Annotated in this window: 18 protein-coding genes and 1 tRNA gene; 11 read left to right on the forward strand and 8 right to left on the reverse strand. The window is 57.7% G+C overall.

The window, feature by feature from the left end:
* The first annotated feature begins 191 nt into the window (after positions 1-191).
* The 7 genes from ACA056_RS01265 to fic all read left to right on the forward strand — a co-directional run bounded on the left by ACA056_RS01265 (position 192) and on the right by fic (position 6854).
* Positions 192-1205, forward strand: coding sequence for a 2-keto-3-deoxygluconate permease (locus tag ACA056_RS01265; protein ID WP_497269920.1), 1014 nt, complete (start codon positions 192-194; stop codon positions 1203-1205).
* Positions 1202-2482 carry a four-carbon acid sugar kinase family protein gene (locus tag ACA056_RS01270; protein ID WP_497269922.1) on the forward strand — a complete coding sequence of 427 codons (1281 nt, stop codon included), beginning with the start codon at positions 1202-1204 and terminating at the stop codon, positions 2480-2482. The genes ACA056_RS01265 and ACA056_RS01270 overlap by 4 nt, the downstream gene beginning before the upstream one ends.
* 5 nt (positions 2483-2487) lie before the next feature.
* Positions 2488-3489, forward strand: a complete 1002-nt coding sequence (gene pdxA / locus ACA056_RS01275) for a 4-hydroxythreonine-4-phosphate dehydrogenase PdxA (RefSeq protein WP_497273473.1) — start codon at positions 2488-2490, stop codon at positions 3487-3489.
* A gap of 55 nt (positions 3490-3544) precedes the next feature.
* Entirely contained in the window at positions 3545-4324 is a 780-nt protein-coding gene (locus ACA056_RS01280; RefSeq protein WP_497269924.1) for a DeoR/GlpR family DNA-binding transcription regulator, read from the forward strand.
* A gap of 87 nt (positions 4325-4411) precedes the next feature.
* On the forward strand, positions 4412-4822 hold the full coding sequence (locus ACA056_RS01285) for an MbcA/ParS/Xre antitoxin family protein (protein ID WP_033058347.1): 411 nt from the start codon (positions 4412-4414) through the stop codon (positions 4820-4822).
* Positions 4822-5499 (forward strand): RES family NAD+ phosphorylase, encoded by a 678-nt coding sequence (locus tag ACA056_RS01290; protein WP_497269926.1) that lies wholly within the window; start codon positions 4822-4824, stop codon positions 5497-5499. Before ACA056_RS01285 ends, ACA056_RS01290 begins: the two co-directional genes overlap by 1 nt.
* A gap of 230 nt (positions 5500-5729) precedes the next feature.
* Positions 5730-6854, forward strand: coding sequence for a protein adenylyltransferase Fic (gene fic, locus ACA056_RS01295; protein ID WP_102614979.1), 1125 nt, complete (start codon positions 5730-5732; stop codon positions 6852-6854).
* A gap of 78 nt (positions 6855-6932) precedes the next feature.
* On the opposite strand, the gene ACA056_RS01300 is transcribed toward fic, so the two are convergent.
* Complete coding sequence (locus tag ACA056_RS01300; protein ID WP_140894119.1) at positions 6933-7214, reverse strand: DUF3077 domain-containing protein; 282 nt, start codon at positions 7212-7214, stop codon at positions 6933-6935.
* Positions 7215-7709: 495 nt separating this feature from the next.
* Between ACA056_RS01300 and ACA056_RS01305 the strand changes: the two genes are divergently transcribed.
* Positions 7710-7895 (forward strand): hypothetical protein, encoded by a 186-nt coding sequence (locus ACA056_RS01305; RefSeq protein WP_497269929.1) that lies wholly within the window; start codon positions 7710-7712, stop codon positions 7893-7895.
* Between the two features lie 53 nt (positions 7896-7948).
* Here the strand turns inward: ACA056_RS01305 and ACA056_RS01310 are convergent, their stop codons facing one another.
* The gene (locus tag ACA056_RS01310) at positions 7949-8272 is read right to left on the reverse strand and encodes a helix-turn-helix domain-containing protein (protein ID WP_462003575.1); all 324 of its coding nucleotides are present in this window, start codon (positions 8270-8272) and stop codon (positions 7949-7951) included.
* Positions 8273-8493: 221 nt separating this feature from the next.
* On the opposite strand from ACA056_RS01310, the gene ACA056_RS01315 reads away from it, so the two are divergent.
* Genes ACA056_RS01315 through ACA056_RS01325 form a run of 3 tightly spaced genes read left to right on the forward strand, consistent with a single transcriptional unit; the run spans position 8494 to position 10122 of the window.
* Positions 8494-8715: a tautomerase family protein gene (locus ACA056_RS01315; protein WP_497269931.1), complete on the forward strand. Its 222-nt coding sequence runs from the start codon at positions 8494-8496 to the stop codon at positions 8713-8715.
* Positions 8712-9368, forward strand: coding sequence for a DsbA family oxidoreductase (locus ACA056_RS01320; protein WP_497269933.1), 657 nt, complete (start codon positions 8712-8714; stop codon positions 9366-9368). Before ACA056_RS01315 ends, ACA056_RS01320 begins: the two co-directional genes overlap by 4 nt.
* 43 nt (positions 9369-9411) lie before the next feature.
* Positions 9412-10122 (forward strand): SDR family NAD(P)-dependent oxidoreductase, encoded by a 711-nt coding sequence (locus tag ACA056_RS01325; protein ID WP_497269935.1) that lies wholly within the window; start codon positions 9412-9414, stop codon positions 10120-10122.
* Positions 10123-10195: 73 nt separating this feature from the next.
* Here the strand turns inward: ACA056_RS01325 and ACA056_RS01330 are convergent, their stop codons facing one another.
* The 6 genes from ACA056_RS01330 to ACA056_RS01355 all read right to left on the reverse strand — a co-directional run bounded on the left by ACA056_RS01330 (position 10196) and on the right by ACA056_RS01355 (position 15777).
* Positions 10196-11185 carry an Abi family protein gene (locus ACA056_RS01330; RefSeq protein ID WP_497269937.1) on the reverse strand — a complete coding sequence of 330 codons (990 nt, stop codon included), beginning with the start codon at positions 11183-11185 and terminating at the stop codon, positions 10196-10198.
* Between the two features lie 265 nt (positions 11186-11450).
* Positions 11451-11526 (reverse strand) — tRNA-Thr (locus ACA056_RS01335).
* A 119-nt stretch (positions 11527-11645) separates the two neighbouring features.
* Positions 11646-12887 carry a nucleoside deaminase gene (locus ACA056_RS01340; RefSeq protein WP_497269939.1) on the reverse strand — a complete coding sequence of 414 codons (1242 nt, stop codon included), beginning with the start codon at positions 12885-12887 and terminating at the stop codon, positions 11646-11648.
* A gap of 298 nt (positions 12888-13185) precedes the next feature.
* Positions 13186-14415, reverse strand: coding sequence for a methyltransferase (locus tag ACA056_RS01345; RefSeq protein WP_497269941.1), 1230 nt, complete (start codon positions 14413-14415; stop codon positions 13186-13188).
* A complete protein-coding gene (locus ACA056_RS01350) occupies positions 14396-15085 on the reverse strand; it encodes an ABC transporter permease (protein WP_497269943.1) in 690 nt (229 codons plus the stop codon). The genes ACA056_RS01345 and ACA056_RS01350 overlap by 20 nt, the downstream gene beginning before the upstream one ends.
* Positions 15085-15777, reverse strand: a complete 693-nt coding sequence (locus ACA056_RS01355) for an ABC transporter permease (RefSeq protein ID WP_095127575.1) — start codon at positions 15775-15777, stop codon at positions 15085-15087. The genes ACA056_RS01350 and ACA056_RS01355 overlap by 1 nt, the downstream gene beginning before the upstream one ends.
* Positions 15778-15839: the final 62 nt, after the last annotated feature.

The following is a 15839-nucleotide window of genomic DNA, read 5'->3' on the forward strand; positions in this document are numbered from 1 at the left end:
GGCGATTCGAGCCGCCCGTCACAGCCCGGATGTTCCGCCAGGAATGATCGAAACGATCATTTGAATGATTGGTTTGCGCAAGTTAAACCGAAGGCCTAAGATAAATCTGACTGAAACAATCATTAAATGATCGGTTCAGTCAGTTTCGAGGTGATGCACGTCTTACCCAACAATTATAAAAGGAGACCCTCGTGGCCCAATTTCCTATCAAACGCACCATTGAGCGCATACCGGGCGGCATGATGATCGTGCCCCTGCTGATTGGCTCGCTGGTGGCAACCTTCCTGCCCGACACGCCCAAGTTTTTCGGCTCATTCACCAATGCACTGTTCACCGGGGCGCTACCGATCCTCGCGGTGTTCTATGTCTGCATGGGCGCAAGCATCAACATCAAGGCCACGCCTTACCTGCTCAAGAAGGGTGGCACGCTGCTCGCGACGAAAGTCGGCATCGCCGTCCTCATCGGTATTGTGCTTGGGCACTTCCTGGGCGAGCAGCCGATTTCGTCAGGCCTCTTCGCCGGCATTTCAACGCTGGCAGTGGTCGCCGCGATGAACGACACCAACGGCGGTTTGTACATGGCGCTGATGGGGCAGTACGGTCGCTCCGAAGACGTCGGCGCCTATTCGGTCATGTCGCTGGAGTCCGGTCCTTTTCTGACGATGGTCACTCTGGGCATCGCCGGCCTGTCGGCATTCCCCTGGCCGACGCTGGTGGGCAGCATCCTGCCACTGGCGCTCGGCATGCTGTTGGGCAATCTCGACCGTGACATGCGCGATTTTCTGGCCAAGGCTGTCCCGGTCATGATCCCGTTCTTTGCCCTGGCACTTGGCGCCAGCCTGGACTTGCATAACGTCTGGCAGGCCGGTTTGTTGGGTCTCGGCATGGGTGTTGCGGTTGTCGTGCTGACCGGTATCCCGCTGTTCTTCGCTGACCGTTTGACCGGTGGCACTGGCGTCGCCGGTGTCGCCGCGGCCACTACCGCCGGGAATGCCGCCGCCGTGCCAGCACTGATTGCGGCGGCCAATCCGGTGTACGCCGAAGCAGCGAAAAGCGCGACCATTCTGGTGGCTGCCTGCGTCGTGGTCACCGCGATTCTCGCGCCGCTACTCACCGCCGCCGTCGCCAAGCGCGTGCAACAGCGCAACTCCATCGTCAATCCTGAGTCGGAGATTGAACCTCAAAAGCAGGAGGCATTGCGATGAGGATGCTGATCATCGCAGACGATCTGTCGGGTGCGGCAGATTGCGCCATCGGCTTTGCCAGCGCGGGAATGCAAACGGTCGTGACGCTCGACCCTTTGAATGACAAGGCTGACGCTCAGGTGATTGCCGCCGATACGGACACTCGGCGCCTCTCACCGGCGCAGGCCGCCGAGCGCACCGTCGCCGCGTTCAAGGCACTGCATCAGCCCGGGCAGCGGCTGTACAAGAAAATCGATTCGACCTTGCGCGGCAACTGGGCGGCTGAAGTCGCCGCCCTGCAACCGTTGGTGGGCCTGGCCATCGTCGCCCCGGCGTTTCCCGCTACAGGTCGTACGTTGCGCGGCGGCCGGGTGTTCGTGAACGACCAGCCACTGGAAACCACCGATACCTGGAAACTGGAAAACGCCGACCGCCCGGCCGATGTCGAGGCAATGCTTGTCGCCGCAGGCCTGAGCACCGCGAAGTTGGACCTCGATACCTTGCGCGGCAACGAAAATGCGCTCGCGCAGCACATTGCCGAAGTCGCCCGCAGCGGCACGCAGGCGTTGATCGTCGATGCGCAAACTGAAGACGACCTGCTTACCCTCGCTCGCCTGACCGCGTCGATGGACCAGCCGTTGTTCTGGATCGGTTCGGGTGGCCTTGCTCGGGAAATAGCCAGCCTTCCCGATTTCTGCGAAACACGCTTCGCAGCCATCGAACCCGATGCCGTCGAAAAAAGTCAGGCGCCGATTCTGATACTCGTCGGCAGCCTCTCCGGCGTCTGCGAGCGGCAATGCGCACTGCTCAAGGAGCGTGGCGGGGTCAGCGAATTGGTCGTCCCGCCTGAAGTCCTTCGCCAGGGCACAACACATGGCGATTGGGCGATCTGGCAGGCGCGCATCGGCGAGCAGCTGGACGGCTGCAGCGACCTGCTACTGCGCATCGGTCGCGATGAGGCGTTCGATCCCCAGGAGGGCGCGCAACTCTCGACCATGTTGGCCGTGTTGGTAGAACCGCATTTCTCCAAGGTCGGCGGCCTGATCGCCACGGGCGGCGAAACGGCGCGGGCCATATTGACCACCGTAGGGATCGACAGCCTGCAACTGCTGACGGAAATCGAAGCTGGCGTCGCCTTCGCGCGACCGACCGTTTCCCGGCAGGGCCATCGTCCCGGAATTGTTACCAAGGCGGGCGCGTTCGGCAGCGATCACGCGTTGTATGCGGCATGGCAACACCTGAGCGACAGCGCCGACCGCTCCCCGCCCAAACGCACACGAATCCAAGGACTCGAATGAATATTATGAGCAACTACCTCCCCGTCATCGGCATCACCATGGGCGACGCCACGGGCGTCGGTCCGGAAATCATCGTCAAGAGCCTGACTCATGACGTCGTCTACCAACAATGCCGGCCGCTGGTGATCGGCGATGCCCGTCGTCTTGAGCAGGCCAATGTCATCGTCGGCGGCAGCGCCAAAGTGCGCCGCATCGAGGACGCCTCCCAGGCGTTGTACGAGGCCGGCACCATTGACTGCATCGACCTCGACCTTATCCCCGACGACCTGCCGTTCGGTGAGCTGTCGCCGATCGCCGGTGACGCGGCTTATCAATACATCGCCCGCGCGGTGAAACTCGCCGAGGCCAGCCAGATTGATGCGATCTGCACCGCGCCGCTGAACAAAGAAGCGCTGCACGCCGGCGGCCACAAGTACCCGGGCCATACCGAAATGCTCGCGCACCTGACCAACGTCGACGAGGTTTCCATGATGCTGGTGGCGCCGCAATTGCGGGTGATTCACGTCACGACCCACATCGGCATCATCGACGCGATCCGCAAGATCGAGCCGGGCCTGGTCCAGCGCACGATCGAGCGCGGCAACGCGACGCTGATCAAGGCCGGTATCGCCAAACCGCGTATTGGCGTGTGCGGGATCAATCCCCATGCCGGCGAAAACGGTTTGTTCGGCTATGGCGAAGAAGAGGAAAAGATCATTCCTGCGGTGAAGCTGTTGCAGGAGCGCGGCCTCGACGTGACGGGCCCGCTGCCCGCCGACACGCTGTTCTTCCGCGCCGGACGCGGCGACTTCGATCTGGTGGTGGCGATGTATCACGACCAAGGCCACGGCCCGGTCAAAGTGCTGGGGCTAGAAGCGGGCGTGAACGTGACTGTCGGCCTGGACGTGATCCGTACGTCGGTTGACCACGGCACTGCCTTCGATATCGCTGGCAAGGGCATCGCCGATGAACGCAGCCTGCTCGAAGCGTTGCGCCAAGGGGCGGAGCTTGCCACGCGACGGGGATGAGTCGCAGGGACGCTGTCGTGTAAGATCGACCACCGTCCACACAACGAGACCCGCCATGAAAGCATCCGAACGCCACCGCGCCATCCTCGATCTCGTGCGTATTGGCGATGCCAACGTCGAGCAATTGAGCGCGGCGCTCGGGGTCTCGGAGGCGACGGTGCGGCGCGACCTGACCATGCTCGCCAAACAGCGGCACCTGGTGCGCACTTATGGCGGCGCGACTGCAGTGGTTGGCGTTCATGAGCCGGAAGCTTCGCTGGAAGAGCGCAAGACCAGCCAGTGGGAGCAGAAAGACGCCATCGCCCAGGCGGCCGCGGCTCACGTCCAGGACGGCGATACGGTGTTGCTCGACGGCGGCACCACCTGCGCCGCGCTGGCCCATCATTTGTGCTCGCGACAAGACGTGCATGTGGTCACCAACAACCTGCTGGCCGTCATGACCCTGGCCAATGCGCCGGGCGTGCGGTTGACCTTGATCGGCGGCGATTTGCGCGGTTCGAGCATGAGCACGTTGGGGCCGTTGGCGGAGCTGACGTTGAGTCGGTTGAGTGTCGACAAAGCCTTCCTCGGTGCTGACGGCGTGGTTGCCGAGTTCGGTTTGTGCGAAGCGAGCGCGCAGCAGGCGTATCTCAAGGAATGCATCATCAAACGGGCGGCGCAGATTGTGGTGCTGGCGGATACCGATAAATTGGGGCGCGCGCGGCAACAGCATTGGACGCCGATTGAGCGGGAATGGCGGTTGATTACCGGTGCTACGGCCGATGAAGCGGCACTGGCGCCGTTTCATGCGATCAAGCAAATCACCGTGGAAACCGTGATCGTCGAAAAGCCTTAGAAAATCCGCAAGCGAACAAAGATTAAAAATATGTTCGGATCTGTACTACTCTGAAGGCACAACCCTTTGCCTGAAGGAGTCTTTCCAATGGCCACTTCATCCCCCGTCCGCACTGCTCCCCAAGAACTCGACACACCGGAAGCCGGCCGCGTGGCGCTCAAGTTCTTCTTTAACCTGATGGAGCGTTGGGGCTGCACCGCCGAAGAACAGCGCACGCTGCTGGGCAAGGTCGGCAACACCACCTTCTATAAATACAAACACTTGCCGCCCAATGTGCGTCTCCCCCACGACACGCTGGAGCGCATCTCCTACCTGATGGGCATCCACAAAGCCCTGAGCATCATCTTCAGCAACAACCGCGACCGCGCCTACAAATGGGTCAGCAGTCCGAACACCGCCGCCCCGTTCAATGGTCAATCCGCATTGAGCTATATGCTCGCCGGCCGGGTGGTGGACATCGCTGACGTGCGTCGCTACCTCGATGGCGTCCGCGGCTGATGGCCCCGGAAGTAGCGCTCCCTGAGTGGAACCGTGCTTACCGGATGATCAACAGCGCGTTCCCCCCGATCACCCTGTTTGAAGACGTGCTCGACCCCGAAGACCTGCAAACCGCCTACGCCCTGGAAGCCCTGACCAACGACCGGTTGGTGCAAGAAGCCGGCGTGCTCTCCCGCGTGCTGCCCGAAGACCGAATCTCCGGCCCCGGCTCATCACCGGTCATGGCCGCGTTCACCCACATCGGCAAAACCAGCCGCTTCACCGACGGCACCTACGGCGTCTACTACGCCGCCAGCAGCCAGGCCGCCGCCATCGCCGAAACGAGTTATCACCAGGAACGCTTCCTCGCCGCGACCAACGAACCGGACATCGAGTTGACCCTGCGCACCTACGTCAACAAAGTCGTTAAACCGATGCACGACGTTCGCCAACATTACCCCGAGCTGCACAACCCGGATCCTGACGCTTACGGGCCGTCACAGGCGTTTGCCCGGCAACTGCGTGAAACCTTGTCGTGGGGGCTGCTTTACAACAGCGTTCGCCTGCCTGGGCATGAATGTGTCGCTGCGTTTCGCCCGCCGGCCGTGTCTATTCCGAAGCAAGGCAAGCACATTCGATATGTGTGGAGTGCGAGCAGCCGGAAGATTTCGTTTGTGTTTGAGGTCAGCGAGGTGTGAGCCGGAAACTGGAAAGCCCCATTGATTCGGGAAACTCCAAACGAGGTCATGTCGCGAAAATTCAATTTCGGTAACACGTGTCGCCAACATGTCGTCCGCGGCGACATGTTTCTCAGACGTGTCGCAAAAAGTGAAAAATTGCGACACGTTATGGCCTCATGTCTACACTGGCGACATGAGTAAAGCCTCTCTCTGCTCAAAAAACATACAAAATGATCAGGATCGCATTCATGACCGAACCGTTGCTGCCATGGCAGGCTGACAGGCCATACAACCAACTGCCGCTGCTACCACCAGGAATCGAGCTGGAAACGCGTGCAGTCCTCAAAAAGTGTATAGAGGCACGTACCGCGTTGGCCGAGTTGAAACAGGCCGCAGAGTTGATTCCGAATCAGACGGTCCTGATCAATACAATTCCGTTGCTGGAAGCAAAAGACAGTTCGGAAATAGAAAGCATCGTCACCACCACGGACTTATTGTTCCAGCATGCTCAAGACACTGAAAACCATGCGGATCCGGCGACCAAGGAAGCGTTACGTTATAGAACAGCGCTGAATCAAGGCTTTCAATCCCTGACGGAGCGGCCGCTGTCCACCAACACTGCTGTAGAAATTTGCCGCACGCTAAAAGGCGTGAAGTTGGACATCCGCCGCACGCCGGGCACACAGCTCGCGAATGACCGTACCGGCGAAGTCATCTACACCCCGCCCGAGGGTGAGGAACACTTGCGTAACCTCCTCGCCAACTGGGAACGCTTTCTGCACAACGAAACCGATCTCGATCCCCTCGTTCGTATGGCAGTCGGGCATTATCAATTTGAGGCAATCCATCCATTTATCGATGGTAACGGCCGCACCGGACGGGTCATAAATACTTTGTTTTTGATCCAGGAAGGCCTGCTGAACCTGCCTATCCTCTACCTCAGTCGTTACATCATTGCCTACCGAGCCGATTACTACCGACACTTACTGGAAGTCACGACTAAACAGGCTTGGGAACCATGGTTGTTGTTCATGCTAAGCGCTGTAGAAGAAACCGCTCGCTGGACGACGGCCAAGATTGCGGCCATTCGTGCATTGTCCGAACACACCACTCAGTTTGTTCGTGAACAACTGCCGAAGACCTATACGCGTGAACTGGTCGATGTCATTTTTGAGCAGCCTTACTGTCGTATCAGCAACGTTGTCGAGAAGAAAATTGCTCAGCGCCAGGCTGCGTCTCGTCACCTGAAAGAGCTGGTGATGATTGGAGTTTTGGAAGAGGTTCAGGTGGGTAAGGAGAAGCTTTTTATTCATCCGAAACTGATGCAATTACTCATTCGCGACAGCAACGAATTCAAGCATTACGCAGGCTAATGTGTGTGAGTCGAAACGCAAAAAGCCCCGATTGATCGGGGCTTTTTTACGCGTGCGGCTTGGCTCTATGTGACGACGTCACTGGTTACGATTGTTACCCGGTGCATCGAGCACCTTCGCTACGTCATCGATGATCGCCTTACTCATATCCTGCAAAAAATGCGACGCCCAGGCATGCCGGTCGGTGTCACGAACCATGGCGGCGTCAGATGCGAGAAGTTTGGCGATGTGGAGCAGGTCGGAGGCGTGGGAGAGGGCCTGGATGACCGGGACGCCGGCGTTGATGCGGAACAGTGGTTGGTTGCCGTGGTAGGAGAAAGGGGTGAGGCCGATGGTTTTCAGGTCTTGGGGGTTGGTCATTGGACACCTCCGGTTTTTGGGCGGTGGTGGGTGATAACCAGTGAAACGGGAACGCAAATTTTGGACGGATCGATAGCGGGCATTAGCAAAAACTCCTGAATCAAAGTTAGAGCTACCACGTTCGTTATCAGGCGAATGGGTGGCAGCTATGCGCGGGCTGATAAACCGGAGATACAGGAACCCGGCAGACCCGAAGGTCTCCCACGCACAGCCGCCATTACACGGAAATGCAGGCATAAAAAAACGCCAACACTCGTGATTATGGGCGCTTGTGCGCCTGTATCTTACTCGGGTTATCAGGCCCGGTCGCTGAATTGGCAGCGACGGGTTGAAGGTAGCTTGAGGGGGAAGGATGCGCAATCGTGGCTAGGTGGTGGCGTGGGGGAGCGTTTTAGTGATTTTTATGGCTGGGCAATAATATTGCCCAGCCATAATTTTCATAATTTGAAAAAGGCTTGCCGAGGCCTTGTCGACTTGCTGAAGGAGACGTCAGGAATGGACATTGAATTGGATAAGTTTCAAAAGGATTTGCTGGAGTCTGTACGCGAAATGAATGAGAGCCAAGCGCTTCCAATCGCTGAGGGGAGGCCGTTAACGAAGGAACGCATCGACTCGCCTATGTCGTCTCCAGCGACACGTTCTAATAACGTGTCGCTGAAAGTGAAAAAAAGCGACACGTAACAAGATGGACTACATCAGAAGGGGCTAAGTCCTACTGCAAAATCGCACACCGTCTAGCAGGCGTTAGCTTGTGAAATTACGATCTGAGGCAAAGCCCCGGCATCATTGGATGGCAACGTAAAAGTCGTTCGAAAGCCGAGTTTATCCAGCATGTCCATCATTGCATCGATCGTAAATTTCTCGATCTTGCCAGTGGTGAGTTCTGAGACGCGTGATTGGGTCACGTTCAACCTGGCTGCAGCCTCACTTTGTTTGAGGCCCAGGGTTTTGATGTAGTCAGTGATGAATATGGATAACTCCATCTTCAACGCTTTTTTGCTAGCGACTTCGCTGTCATGCGTGGCATGGAATGGGCTGTCGAAAAATTGAACTGCCATTAACGTCTCCCTCCTTTTAGTTATCTAAAATTTGCGATAAATACAGGCTAGTCGATTGATCGTTTTTGATGCAAACGTATTGTGTCTGCGAGATGTAACTCATTACACCAAGTAACTAATGATGTTCCCGCCCCCACCTTTATCCCCTCCAGCTAACTCCCTACATTGAGCTCCAACGCCTACCCATTCATTCCGAAGGGAAGGTCACTTGGAGATTCCTCATGCCTTTCGTAAGCGTACGCATCACCCGCGATGGCGTTACCTCTGAGCAGAAAGCTCAGGTGATCGCCGAAATCACTGAAACCCTGGAACGCGTTCTCAACAAGGATCCGCACCTGACCCACATCGTGATCGAAGAAGTCGACACCGATAACTGGGGTTACGCCGGGATCACCACCACCCAGTACCGCAGGCAACTGGCAGAGGCGGAGGGGCAGTCATGACCGCGACCGTCTCCATCGATTTCATCTCCGACGTGGTGTGCCCGTGGTGCGCCTTGGGCGCGACGGCGCTGGAGCAGGCGATCGAGAACGTGGCCGGTGAAGTCTCGGTGGAGCTGACCTACAAGCCCTTCGAGTTGAACCCGGACATGCCGGCAGTCGGCGAAAAAGCGGTCGAGCATTTGATGCGCAAATATGGACGAACCGCCGAAGACGTCGCAGCCGGCAAGGCGATGCAGATCGCTCGCGGTGAGGCCATCGGCTTCAAGTTCGACCTGGAGAAGCGCAGTCACTTCTACAACACCTTTGATGCTCACCGGTTGTTGATGTGGGCGTTGCAGGAAGGGCGGCAGGTCGCTCTGAAGAAAATCCTGTTGCGCGCTTATTTCACCGACGGCCAGAACCCGAGCGATCGCGAGACGCTGGTAGGTCTGGCTGCTGAAGCGGGACTGGATGCGACGGCTGCTCAAGAGGTGTTGGCGTCCGGAGCGTTTGCCAGCGAAGTGCGTGAGCTTGAAGCGTTTTACCGCCAGCGCGGCATCAATTCGGTCCCGGCCATGGTGCTGAACGGTCGTCACCTGGTGTCCGGTTCGCAGTCGGTCGAGTACTACGAACAGATGTTGAGACAAATGGCGAAGGCCCCCGCCGAAGCCTGATTACTTACTTTTTCAAACCATCATTTATTAGTTGAGGTTCATCATGAGCAATTCGAAAAAAGTCATCGTTATCACTGGCGCATCCCAAGGCCTCGGCGCCGGCATGGTCAAAGCCTTCCGCGATCTGGATTACAAAGTTGTCGCCACTTCGCGTTCGATCCAGCCGTCCACCGACCCGGACATCCTCACCGTGGCGGGCGACATCGGCAACCCGGAAGTCGCCCAGCAAGTCATCCGTGAAGCCATCGCACGTTTTGGCCGCATCGACACCCTGGTCAACAACGCCGGGATCTTCGTTGCCAAGCCGTTCACCGCTTACACCCCGGAAGACTACGCCGCAGTGCTGTCGGTGAACCTGAACGGTTTCTTCTACATCACCCAACTCGCGATCACCGAGATGGAAAAACAAGGCAGCGGCCACGTCGTCAACATCACCACCAGCCTGGTGGACCACGCCATCGACGGTGTGCCGTCGGTACTGGCTTCGTTGACTAAAGGTGGTTTGAATGCGGCAACCAAGTCCCTGGCCATCGAGTACGCCAAGCGCGGGATTCGGGTGAATGCGGTTTCCCCGGGCATCATCAAGACTCCGATGCATGGCGAGGAAACTCATGAAGCGCTGGGGAATTTGCACCCGGTTGGGCACATGGGCGAGATCAGTGACATAGCGCAGGCGGTTGTGTATCTGGACAGCGCCAACTTTGTCACCGGCGAGATCCTGCACGTTGATGGTGGGCAGAGCGCGGGTCACTAAGACTGCTTATCCAAATGCCAGAAACAACATAGCCCTCGTATTTCTACGAGGGCTTTTTTGTCGTACCGTATTTTTATTCGAGGAGCCATTGCGGTTGACGTTTCCAAGCACTTGGAAAGCCCATAAGGCTCAAGTTCGTTGATTCCAGATGGTCCATGATTTCTTCGAGACGAGGCTTCCAAAGGCTGTCTGGACTTATCAAGTCGGTTAGATATGCGAGTATCGTCAATACAATATAAAGCCGTTGCTTCGGCTGAGGTCTGTCGGCTGCTGCGTTTGGGATATTCCACTCTTTCGGAAGCGAAGGTCGAATTGAGAGTTCTCTGTTCCATAGTCGCGAGTGGTGTGCACAGCAGTTTCGTATGAAGGTCAGGGTGTGGAGCCAAGAAGCCAGTACATCGAATGGCAAGCTGAATCTGGCCGCAATAGCTTTCTTGTCGGCACTTCTGCCGATGGCATTAAAGAGGGTGGATACCGTTCCGAGGCTGAGTTCTTCAAGAATCGCCCATGCGGGAGGTAGTTCAGGGAGGGCATAGGTCGCGCCGTAGTACCGAAAATAGTTATCGCGCATACGGTTTTCGATCCTCTGTTGCTGAAGCCCATCTTCCTGTCGGCCTCTTTTGATGCGATCAATCTCACGTCCGAATTTTTTTCGTTCTTTGCTCAGTTGCTCGCGAAGGGGACGTAGTAGCTCGCAATGCGAGTAGGACGAGGAGAATACGGAAGCATCAGCAATCCAATCGGGTCCATATTTGGGGCACATGTGGTTACTGATGGTTGCTCGTATGGCAACTTCGACCCGCTCAATGGCATCCATGGTTATGCGCCGCAAAGAGCCATCGAACCGATAAATGTCGACTACAGCTTTCAGGGTGCTATCCGACTTGAAGGTGTGATCCGGCCCTTGTTCCTGAAAGGGACGCATATAGGGGCTCAGACGAAACAGCGTGACCACTTCGAGGAAGCGCATGGCCCTGTCGTCGTTGGCGACTTGTAGGCCTCGTTGCTTTAGCAGTTCCAATTGCTGTTCTACGCTGAGAGCCGGTTTGTCAAAGGGCCTCATGTAGCTTTTCTCCAGGCAAAAAAAACCCGCACGATTTGAGCTTGCTGACTGAGTCAACCTAGGCTTGGCGGGTGTGTTGGGGTGCATTATAGGTAGGCGTGAGAGCCCGTCAACGTTGCACTGACGTGAAATTGTAACGGGTGGGCGTACAGGCACTGTCGAGGACAATGGTCTTGTCGCGGCAATCTGGCGACGTCCAGGGAGTTGATTTCCAAAACCCGGAAACAACAAAGCCCTCGTATTTCTACGAGGGCTTTGTTTTGTATGGTGCCGGCACCAGGAGTCGAACCCGGGACCTACTGATTACAAGTCAGTTGCTCTACCAACTGAGCTATACCGGCGTGTTAGGGCGACGATTATAGCGATTGGGTTGGTTCTGTAAACCCCTGAATTCAGACTATTTTTGCGCGGGTGTCAGACCAGCCTCGCGGACGCTTCTGCGAGGCTGGCCTGTGAAGCATTACACGCCGTTTTTGACTGCTTGAATCAAGTCCTGACTCAGCACTTGCGCAGGCGCTACTTGCACGCTTTGCGTGTAGAACGGCGGCAGGTTCTGGGCCAGTGTCGACAACGCTTGGGCGGTGGTCTTGCCCGGCAGCAGCACGTATTGGAGGTTGGACGGATAGCTCTGCGGCACGGGGCCTTCCATGGTCGAACCGTACGCGCCGAAGGTCATCACGGCCTGTGGGGTGGTGGGGTCGGGGGCGTAGAGGAAGACGAAGGTGCCGTACTTTGGATGCGTCAGGTATTGCTCGGCCTGGGCGCGAACCGCCGGGTCGGGGTCGTTCATCAGGGTCCAGCGCATGACTGCGTAATTGCGGGTGGTTTCCATGAACGCTGTACGAATTGGCGACTGGTTCTCGACGCCTCCCAGACACACCAGCAGGTTGCCGAACGGATCGATGAGGGCTACCGAGTTGAACACCGTGCTTTGCTGCGCGGTTTTCAGTAGTGGCGGGGCGAGTTCTGCGCCGGGGTCGCGTGGGTTCGCCGATTGCACGGTCAGCGCAAACGGGCTGAGCGCCGTCAGTGCCTGGCGCACTTTGCTGTTGGCCGGCAGGTTGGCCGGGTTTTGCAGTTGATCCGGTGGCAGACCGCTGTTGTTGCTGGCCTCGCGCACGGTGTTGACGCTGGCGGAGAAGATCGAGCTGGTGAGGAAGTAAGCCGCCGAGTCGATGGTCTGGCCGCCGAACACCGGGCTGGTCGAGCCCTGATAAGCCCGGCTGACGGGTGCTGCAATCGCGTAATAACCCCAGGTGTTCTGCGCCTGTTGGCGGATCTGCGGCGGCAGCGACGGAAAGGTGAACTGGCTGTTGTAGTTGATGCCTGCGTAATCATCGATCGCACTGACGGCGACGTTAAATCCTGCAGTCAGCAGCGAACCGGCGCACATGGCGCACGGGTCTAGCGTGGTGACGACAGTCAACTGATTGGGCGGTGGCAGGTTCAATGGCGCGACGTTTTCGTAGTACCAGTCCACCAATTGTCGCTCGCCGTGAGCGGTCGGGTCATGAGGTAGAAAGTAAGTGGTGCCACTGCCGGGGAAAGGCATCAGCACGTTGTTGTGCAGCGCGGCGATGACTTCGCCCGTTGCGTTGTTGATGATGGCGCCACCCACCGCGAAAGTTTGCTGCAGCGCAGCATCAATGGCTTGGTTGGCGACGGTATCGACGGCTTCCTGTGCACTGTTCAATGTGCTCATGTTTTTGCCAGCTCCTTGCTGTTTGAACGCCAGGCGATTCTGGCGTTTGGCAAAGATAGTTGAGGTTTCGCAGGTCGTTTATGTTGTTTTGGCTGAATGCTTATGCACAACGGGATCTGTTCCGCATCTGCTTAGAGGCAAATTTGCGGAGCCGTTCTCATTTGATCGCAAATACCTGTTTTTCCGATTTTTTTACAGGTGTACGAAAATTGAACAGTTGTGTTTCAGCCCCGAAACAGCTGTATATATTGGATCCACGATAATTTCATCCCCAGAGTTATCCACAGGCTGAGGCGCTTTAAGGGCGCTCAGCCAGGATCAGAAAATTACGCGGTGTAAGCGGGGTTTCGCAGAAGGTGCCGAGACGAACCGCATACCCTTGTTCGGAGAGGAAAAGGGCTCGATCGAGTACCAGCCAAAACTCAAGCGGGCGTCGGAAAAGGCCGCGCAGTAGCTCCAGATTGCGCACTTCGGCCAGTCGCTGCCAACCGGCGGCTTCGAGCGCTGGCCAATCTTGCGGGCCGACTGTGGATAACTCCTTTAGCGAGGCCAAATGATGGCAGTAATCAGCGAAGGATTTATCCAGCCAGGCGCTGGAGAGGGAAGGGGTGGGCAGGTATTCGTCAATGCCGCGCAGTTGCCGCTGCAGCAGGTCGAAGGCCAGGCGTCGGGCCATGGAGGTGTCACGCTGACGTCGGACGCGAGCGCCAGCGGTGACGGTTTCGCTCATTGGCAGCGAAAGATCATCGAGGGATAGCTGTAGGTCGGAGCGCTTGGCCGACGAGGAAAGCGTCTGGTACTCGCTCACACTGATCCGGTTGTAGCAGCAAGGGGCAATGGCCAGTTGCTTGCAACCGGTGGCGCTGGCGAGCTGCATCAGCCGCACATGCAGATCACCGCAGGCGTGCAGCGCTACCGGCGTGTGGTCAGCCTTCAAGAAAGAGGCGGCATCCGCAGCGAGTACATCTTGCTCGACATGTAGCGCATGCAACTGATGACGCTGGCTGAGTGCCTGACCGCTGGCGACCAGCGCTGGGTCGTATTCCAGGCAAGTCAGCTGTTGCCCGGCTGTCAGCAACCGTCGTCCCAAGTGGCCTTTGCCCGAGCACCAGTCCAGCCAATGGCTCGGCGCGTCAGCAAACTGCAAACGACTGGCGAAGGCTTCGATTTGCTGCCACTTGCGCCCCGGTACATCGACATTCAGCCGATGCCCTGCCGCTTCAAGCGCATGCGCTGGCAGTTCATCCACCGCGCTTAACTCAAGGGACATCGCCGCCAATGAGGCAAACGGCTCCGGCGCGTCCAAAAGAGCTGGGTTGTTATGAGCGTATTCCGCGTCCTCCAGCGATCGCCCGCGTAGCCAGGTCGCCAACTCGGGGTAGGACGCTTCCCAAGGAAGTTGCAGATGAGTAAACGGCCGAGGCTTCCACAGCGCCTGATGCTCGATCAGAAAAGCATCCAGCGCTGTGAAACAGGCAAGTAAGTCTTCGCCCGTCAACACGTGGGAATCAACGCCCTTGGCAGGCATCGACGCGCAACCAGCGCTCCAACTGACGGAACGCCTGCACCAGTACAAACGACATCAATAGATAGAACACACCGGCAGTAAAGAACATGTCCACCGTCAGGTAGTTGCGGGCAATGATGGTGCGCGCCATGCCGGTGAGTTCCAGCAGGGTGACGGTGCTCGCCAGAGAACTGGCTTTGAGCATCAGGATCACTTCGTTGCTGTAGGCAGGCAGGCCGATCCGTGCCGCTCGCGGCAGGATGATATAAAACAGCGCCTTGGCCTTGGACATGCCCAATGCGCGTGCCGCTTCGATCTCACCGGGCGGAATCGCCTGGATCGCGCCGCGCAGGATCTCCGCAATGTAAGCCGCCGTGTGCAACGTCATGGTGGCCGTGGCGCACCAGAACGGACTTCGCAGGTAAGGCCACAGGACGCTGTCGCGCACCGCGTCGAACTGCGCCAGGCCGTAATAGACCAGGAACAACTGAACCAACAGTGGTGTGCCGCGAAAGAAAAAGATATAGGCATAGGGAAACGCGCGAACGTACCAAAGCTTGGACGAGCGCGCGATGCCCAATGGGATGGCCAGTAGCAGGCCGAGAATCACGGCGATGCCCACCAGCTCCAGCGTCAGGGTGGCGCCCTGGATGAACTTCGGCAGCCATTTGTAGATGACTTCCCATTCCATTACGTCGTCCTCACAAAGCCGCGGGCAGCGCGTTGTTCCAGAAAATGCATGCCAACCATGGCCAGTATTGTCAGGCCCAGATACATGAAGGCCGCGACCATGAAGAACGTAAATGGATGCTTGGCGAAGGTCACGGCGTTCTGTGCGTGACGCATGATTTCTTCCAGGCCGATCACGGACACCAGTGCCGTGTCTTTCATCAGGACCATGAACAGGTTGCCCAGGCCCGGCAGGGCGATGCGCCACATCTGCGGCATGATCAGTCGGGTGAAGATGCGAAATTTCGACAGACCCAATGCCACGCCGGCTTCACGGTGACCCTTTGGAATCGCCAGAATCGCACCACGAAATACTTCCGTGGCGTAGGCGCCGAAGCACAGCCCCAGCGCAATCACGCCAGCGGCGAAGGCATTGAGTTCGAGGTCGGGGTTGCCGAAGAACTCGCCCAGGGCACGCATCAAGTTGACCGTGCCGAAGTAGATCAACAGCACCCAGAGCAATTCAGGGATGCCGCGAACCAGTGTTGAATAAGTGCCGCCAAGCCATTGCAGCGGCTTGTACGGGGAAGTCTTGGCCAAGGCGCCGAGCAGACCGAGCACCAGCCCCAGGCACAAGGCCGAGAGTGCCAGTTTCACAGTCATCAGCGCGCCAGCGGCGAGCGCCGGGCCGAATCCGTAGAGATCGATAGTCATGGCTTTCTTTTCAAATCGCGGCAGGCAATGCCAAGGACAGGCGCCGTCAGCGAACGGCGCCA

The sequence above is a fragment of the Pseudomonas sp. LBUM1666 genome (assembly GCF_059695775.1).

Coding starts and splice junctions, on each gene's coding strand:
- ACA056_RS01270 (WP_497269922.1), top strand. CDS start 1,202: ATGAGGATGCTGATCATCGCAGACGATCTGTCGGGTGCGGCAGATTGC.
- pdxA (WP_497273473.1), top strand. CDS start 2,488: ATGAGCAACTACCTCCCCGTCATCGGCATCACCATGGGCGACGCCACG.
- ACA056_RS01280 (WP_497269924.1), top strand. CDS start 3,545: ATGAAAGCATCCGAACGCCACCGCGCCATCCTCGATCTCGTGCGTATT.
- ACA056_RS01285 (WP_033058347.1), top strand. CDS start 4,412: ATGGCCACTTCATCCCCCGTCCGCACTGCTCCCCAAGAACTCGACACA.
- ACA056_RS01290 (WP_497269926.1), top strand. CDS start 4,822: ATGGCCCCGGAAGTAGCGCTCCCTGAGTGGAACCGTGCTTACCGGATG.
- fic (WP_102614979.1), top strand. CDS start 5,730: ATGACCGAACCGTTGCTGCCATGGCAGGCTGACAGGCCATACAACCAA.
- ACA056_RS01300 (WP_140894119.1), bottom strand. CDS start 7,214: ATGACCAACCCCCAAGACCTGAAAACCATCGGCCTCACCCCTTTCTCC.
- ACA056_RS01305 (WP_497269929.1), top strand. CDS start 7,710: ATGGACATTGAATTGGATAAGTTTCAAAAGGATTTGCTGGAGTCTGTA.
- ACA056_RS01310 (WP_462003575.1), bottom strand. CDS start 8,272: ATGGCAGTTCAATTTTTCGACAGCCCATTCCATGCCACGCATGACAGC.
- ACA056_RS01315 (WP_497269931.1), top strand. CDS start 8,494: ATGCCTTTCGTAAGCGTACGCATCACCCGCGATGGCGTTACCTCTGAG.
- ACA056_RS01320 (WP_497269933.1), top strand. CDS start 8,712: ATGACCGCGACCGTCTCCATCGATTTCATCTCCGACGTGGTGTGCCCG.
- ACA056_RS01325 (WP_497269935.1), top strand. CDS start 9,412: ATGAGCAATTCGAAAAAAGTCATCGTTATCACTGGCGCATCCCAAGGC.
- ACA056_RS01330 (WP_497269937.1), bottom strand. CDS start 11,185: ATGAGGCCCTTTGACAAACCGGCTCTCAGCGTAGAACAGCAATTGGAA.
- ACA056_RS01340 (WP_497269939.1), bottom strand. CDS start 12,887: ATGAGCACATTGAACAGTGCACAGGAAGCCGTCGATACCGTCGCCAAC.
- ACA056_RS01345 (WP_497269941.1), bottom strand. CDS start 14,415: ATGCCTGCCAAGGGCGTTGATTCCCACGTGTTGACGGGCGAAGACTTA.
- ACA056_RS01350 (WP_497269943.1), bottom strand. CDS start 15,085: ATGGAATGGGAAGTCATCTACAAATGGCTGCCGAAGTTCATCCAGGGC.
- ACA056_RS01355 (WP_095127575.1), bottom strand. CDS start 15,777: ATGACTATCGATCTCTACGGATTCGGCCCGGCGCTCGCCGCTGGCGCG.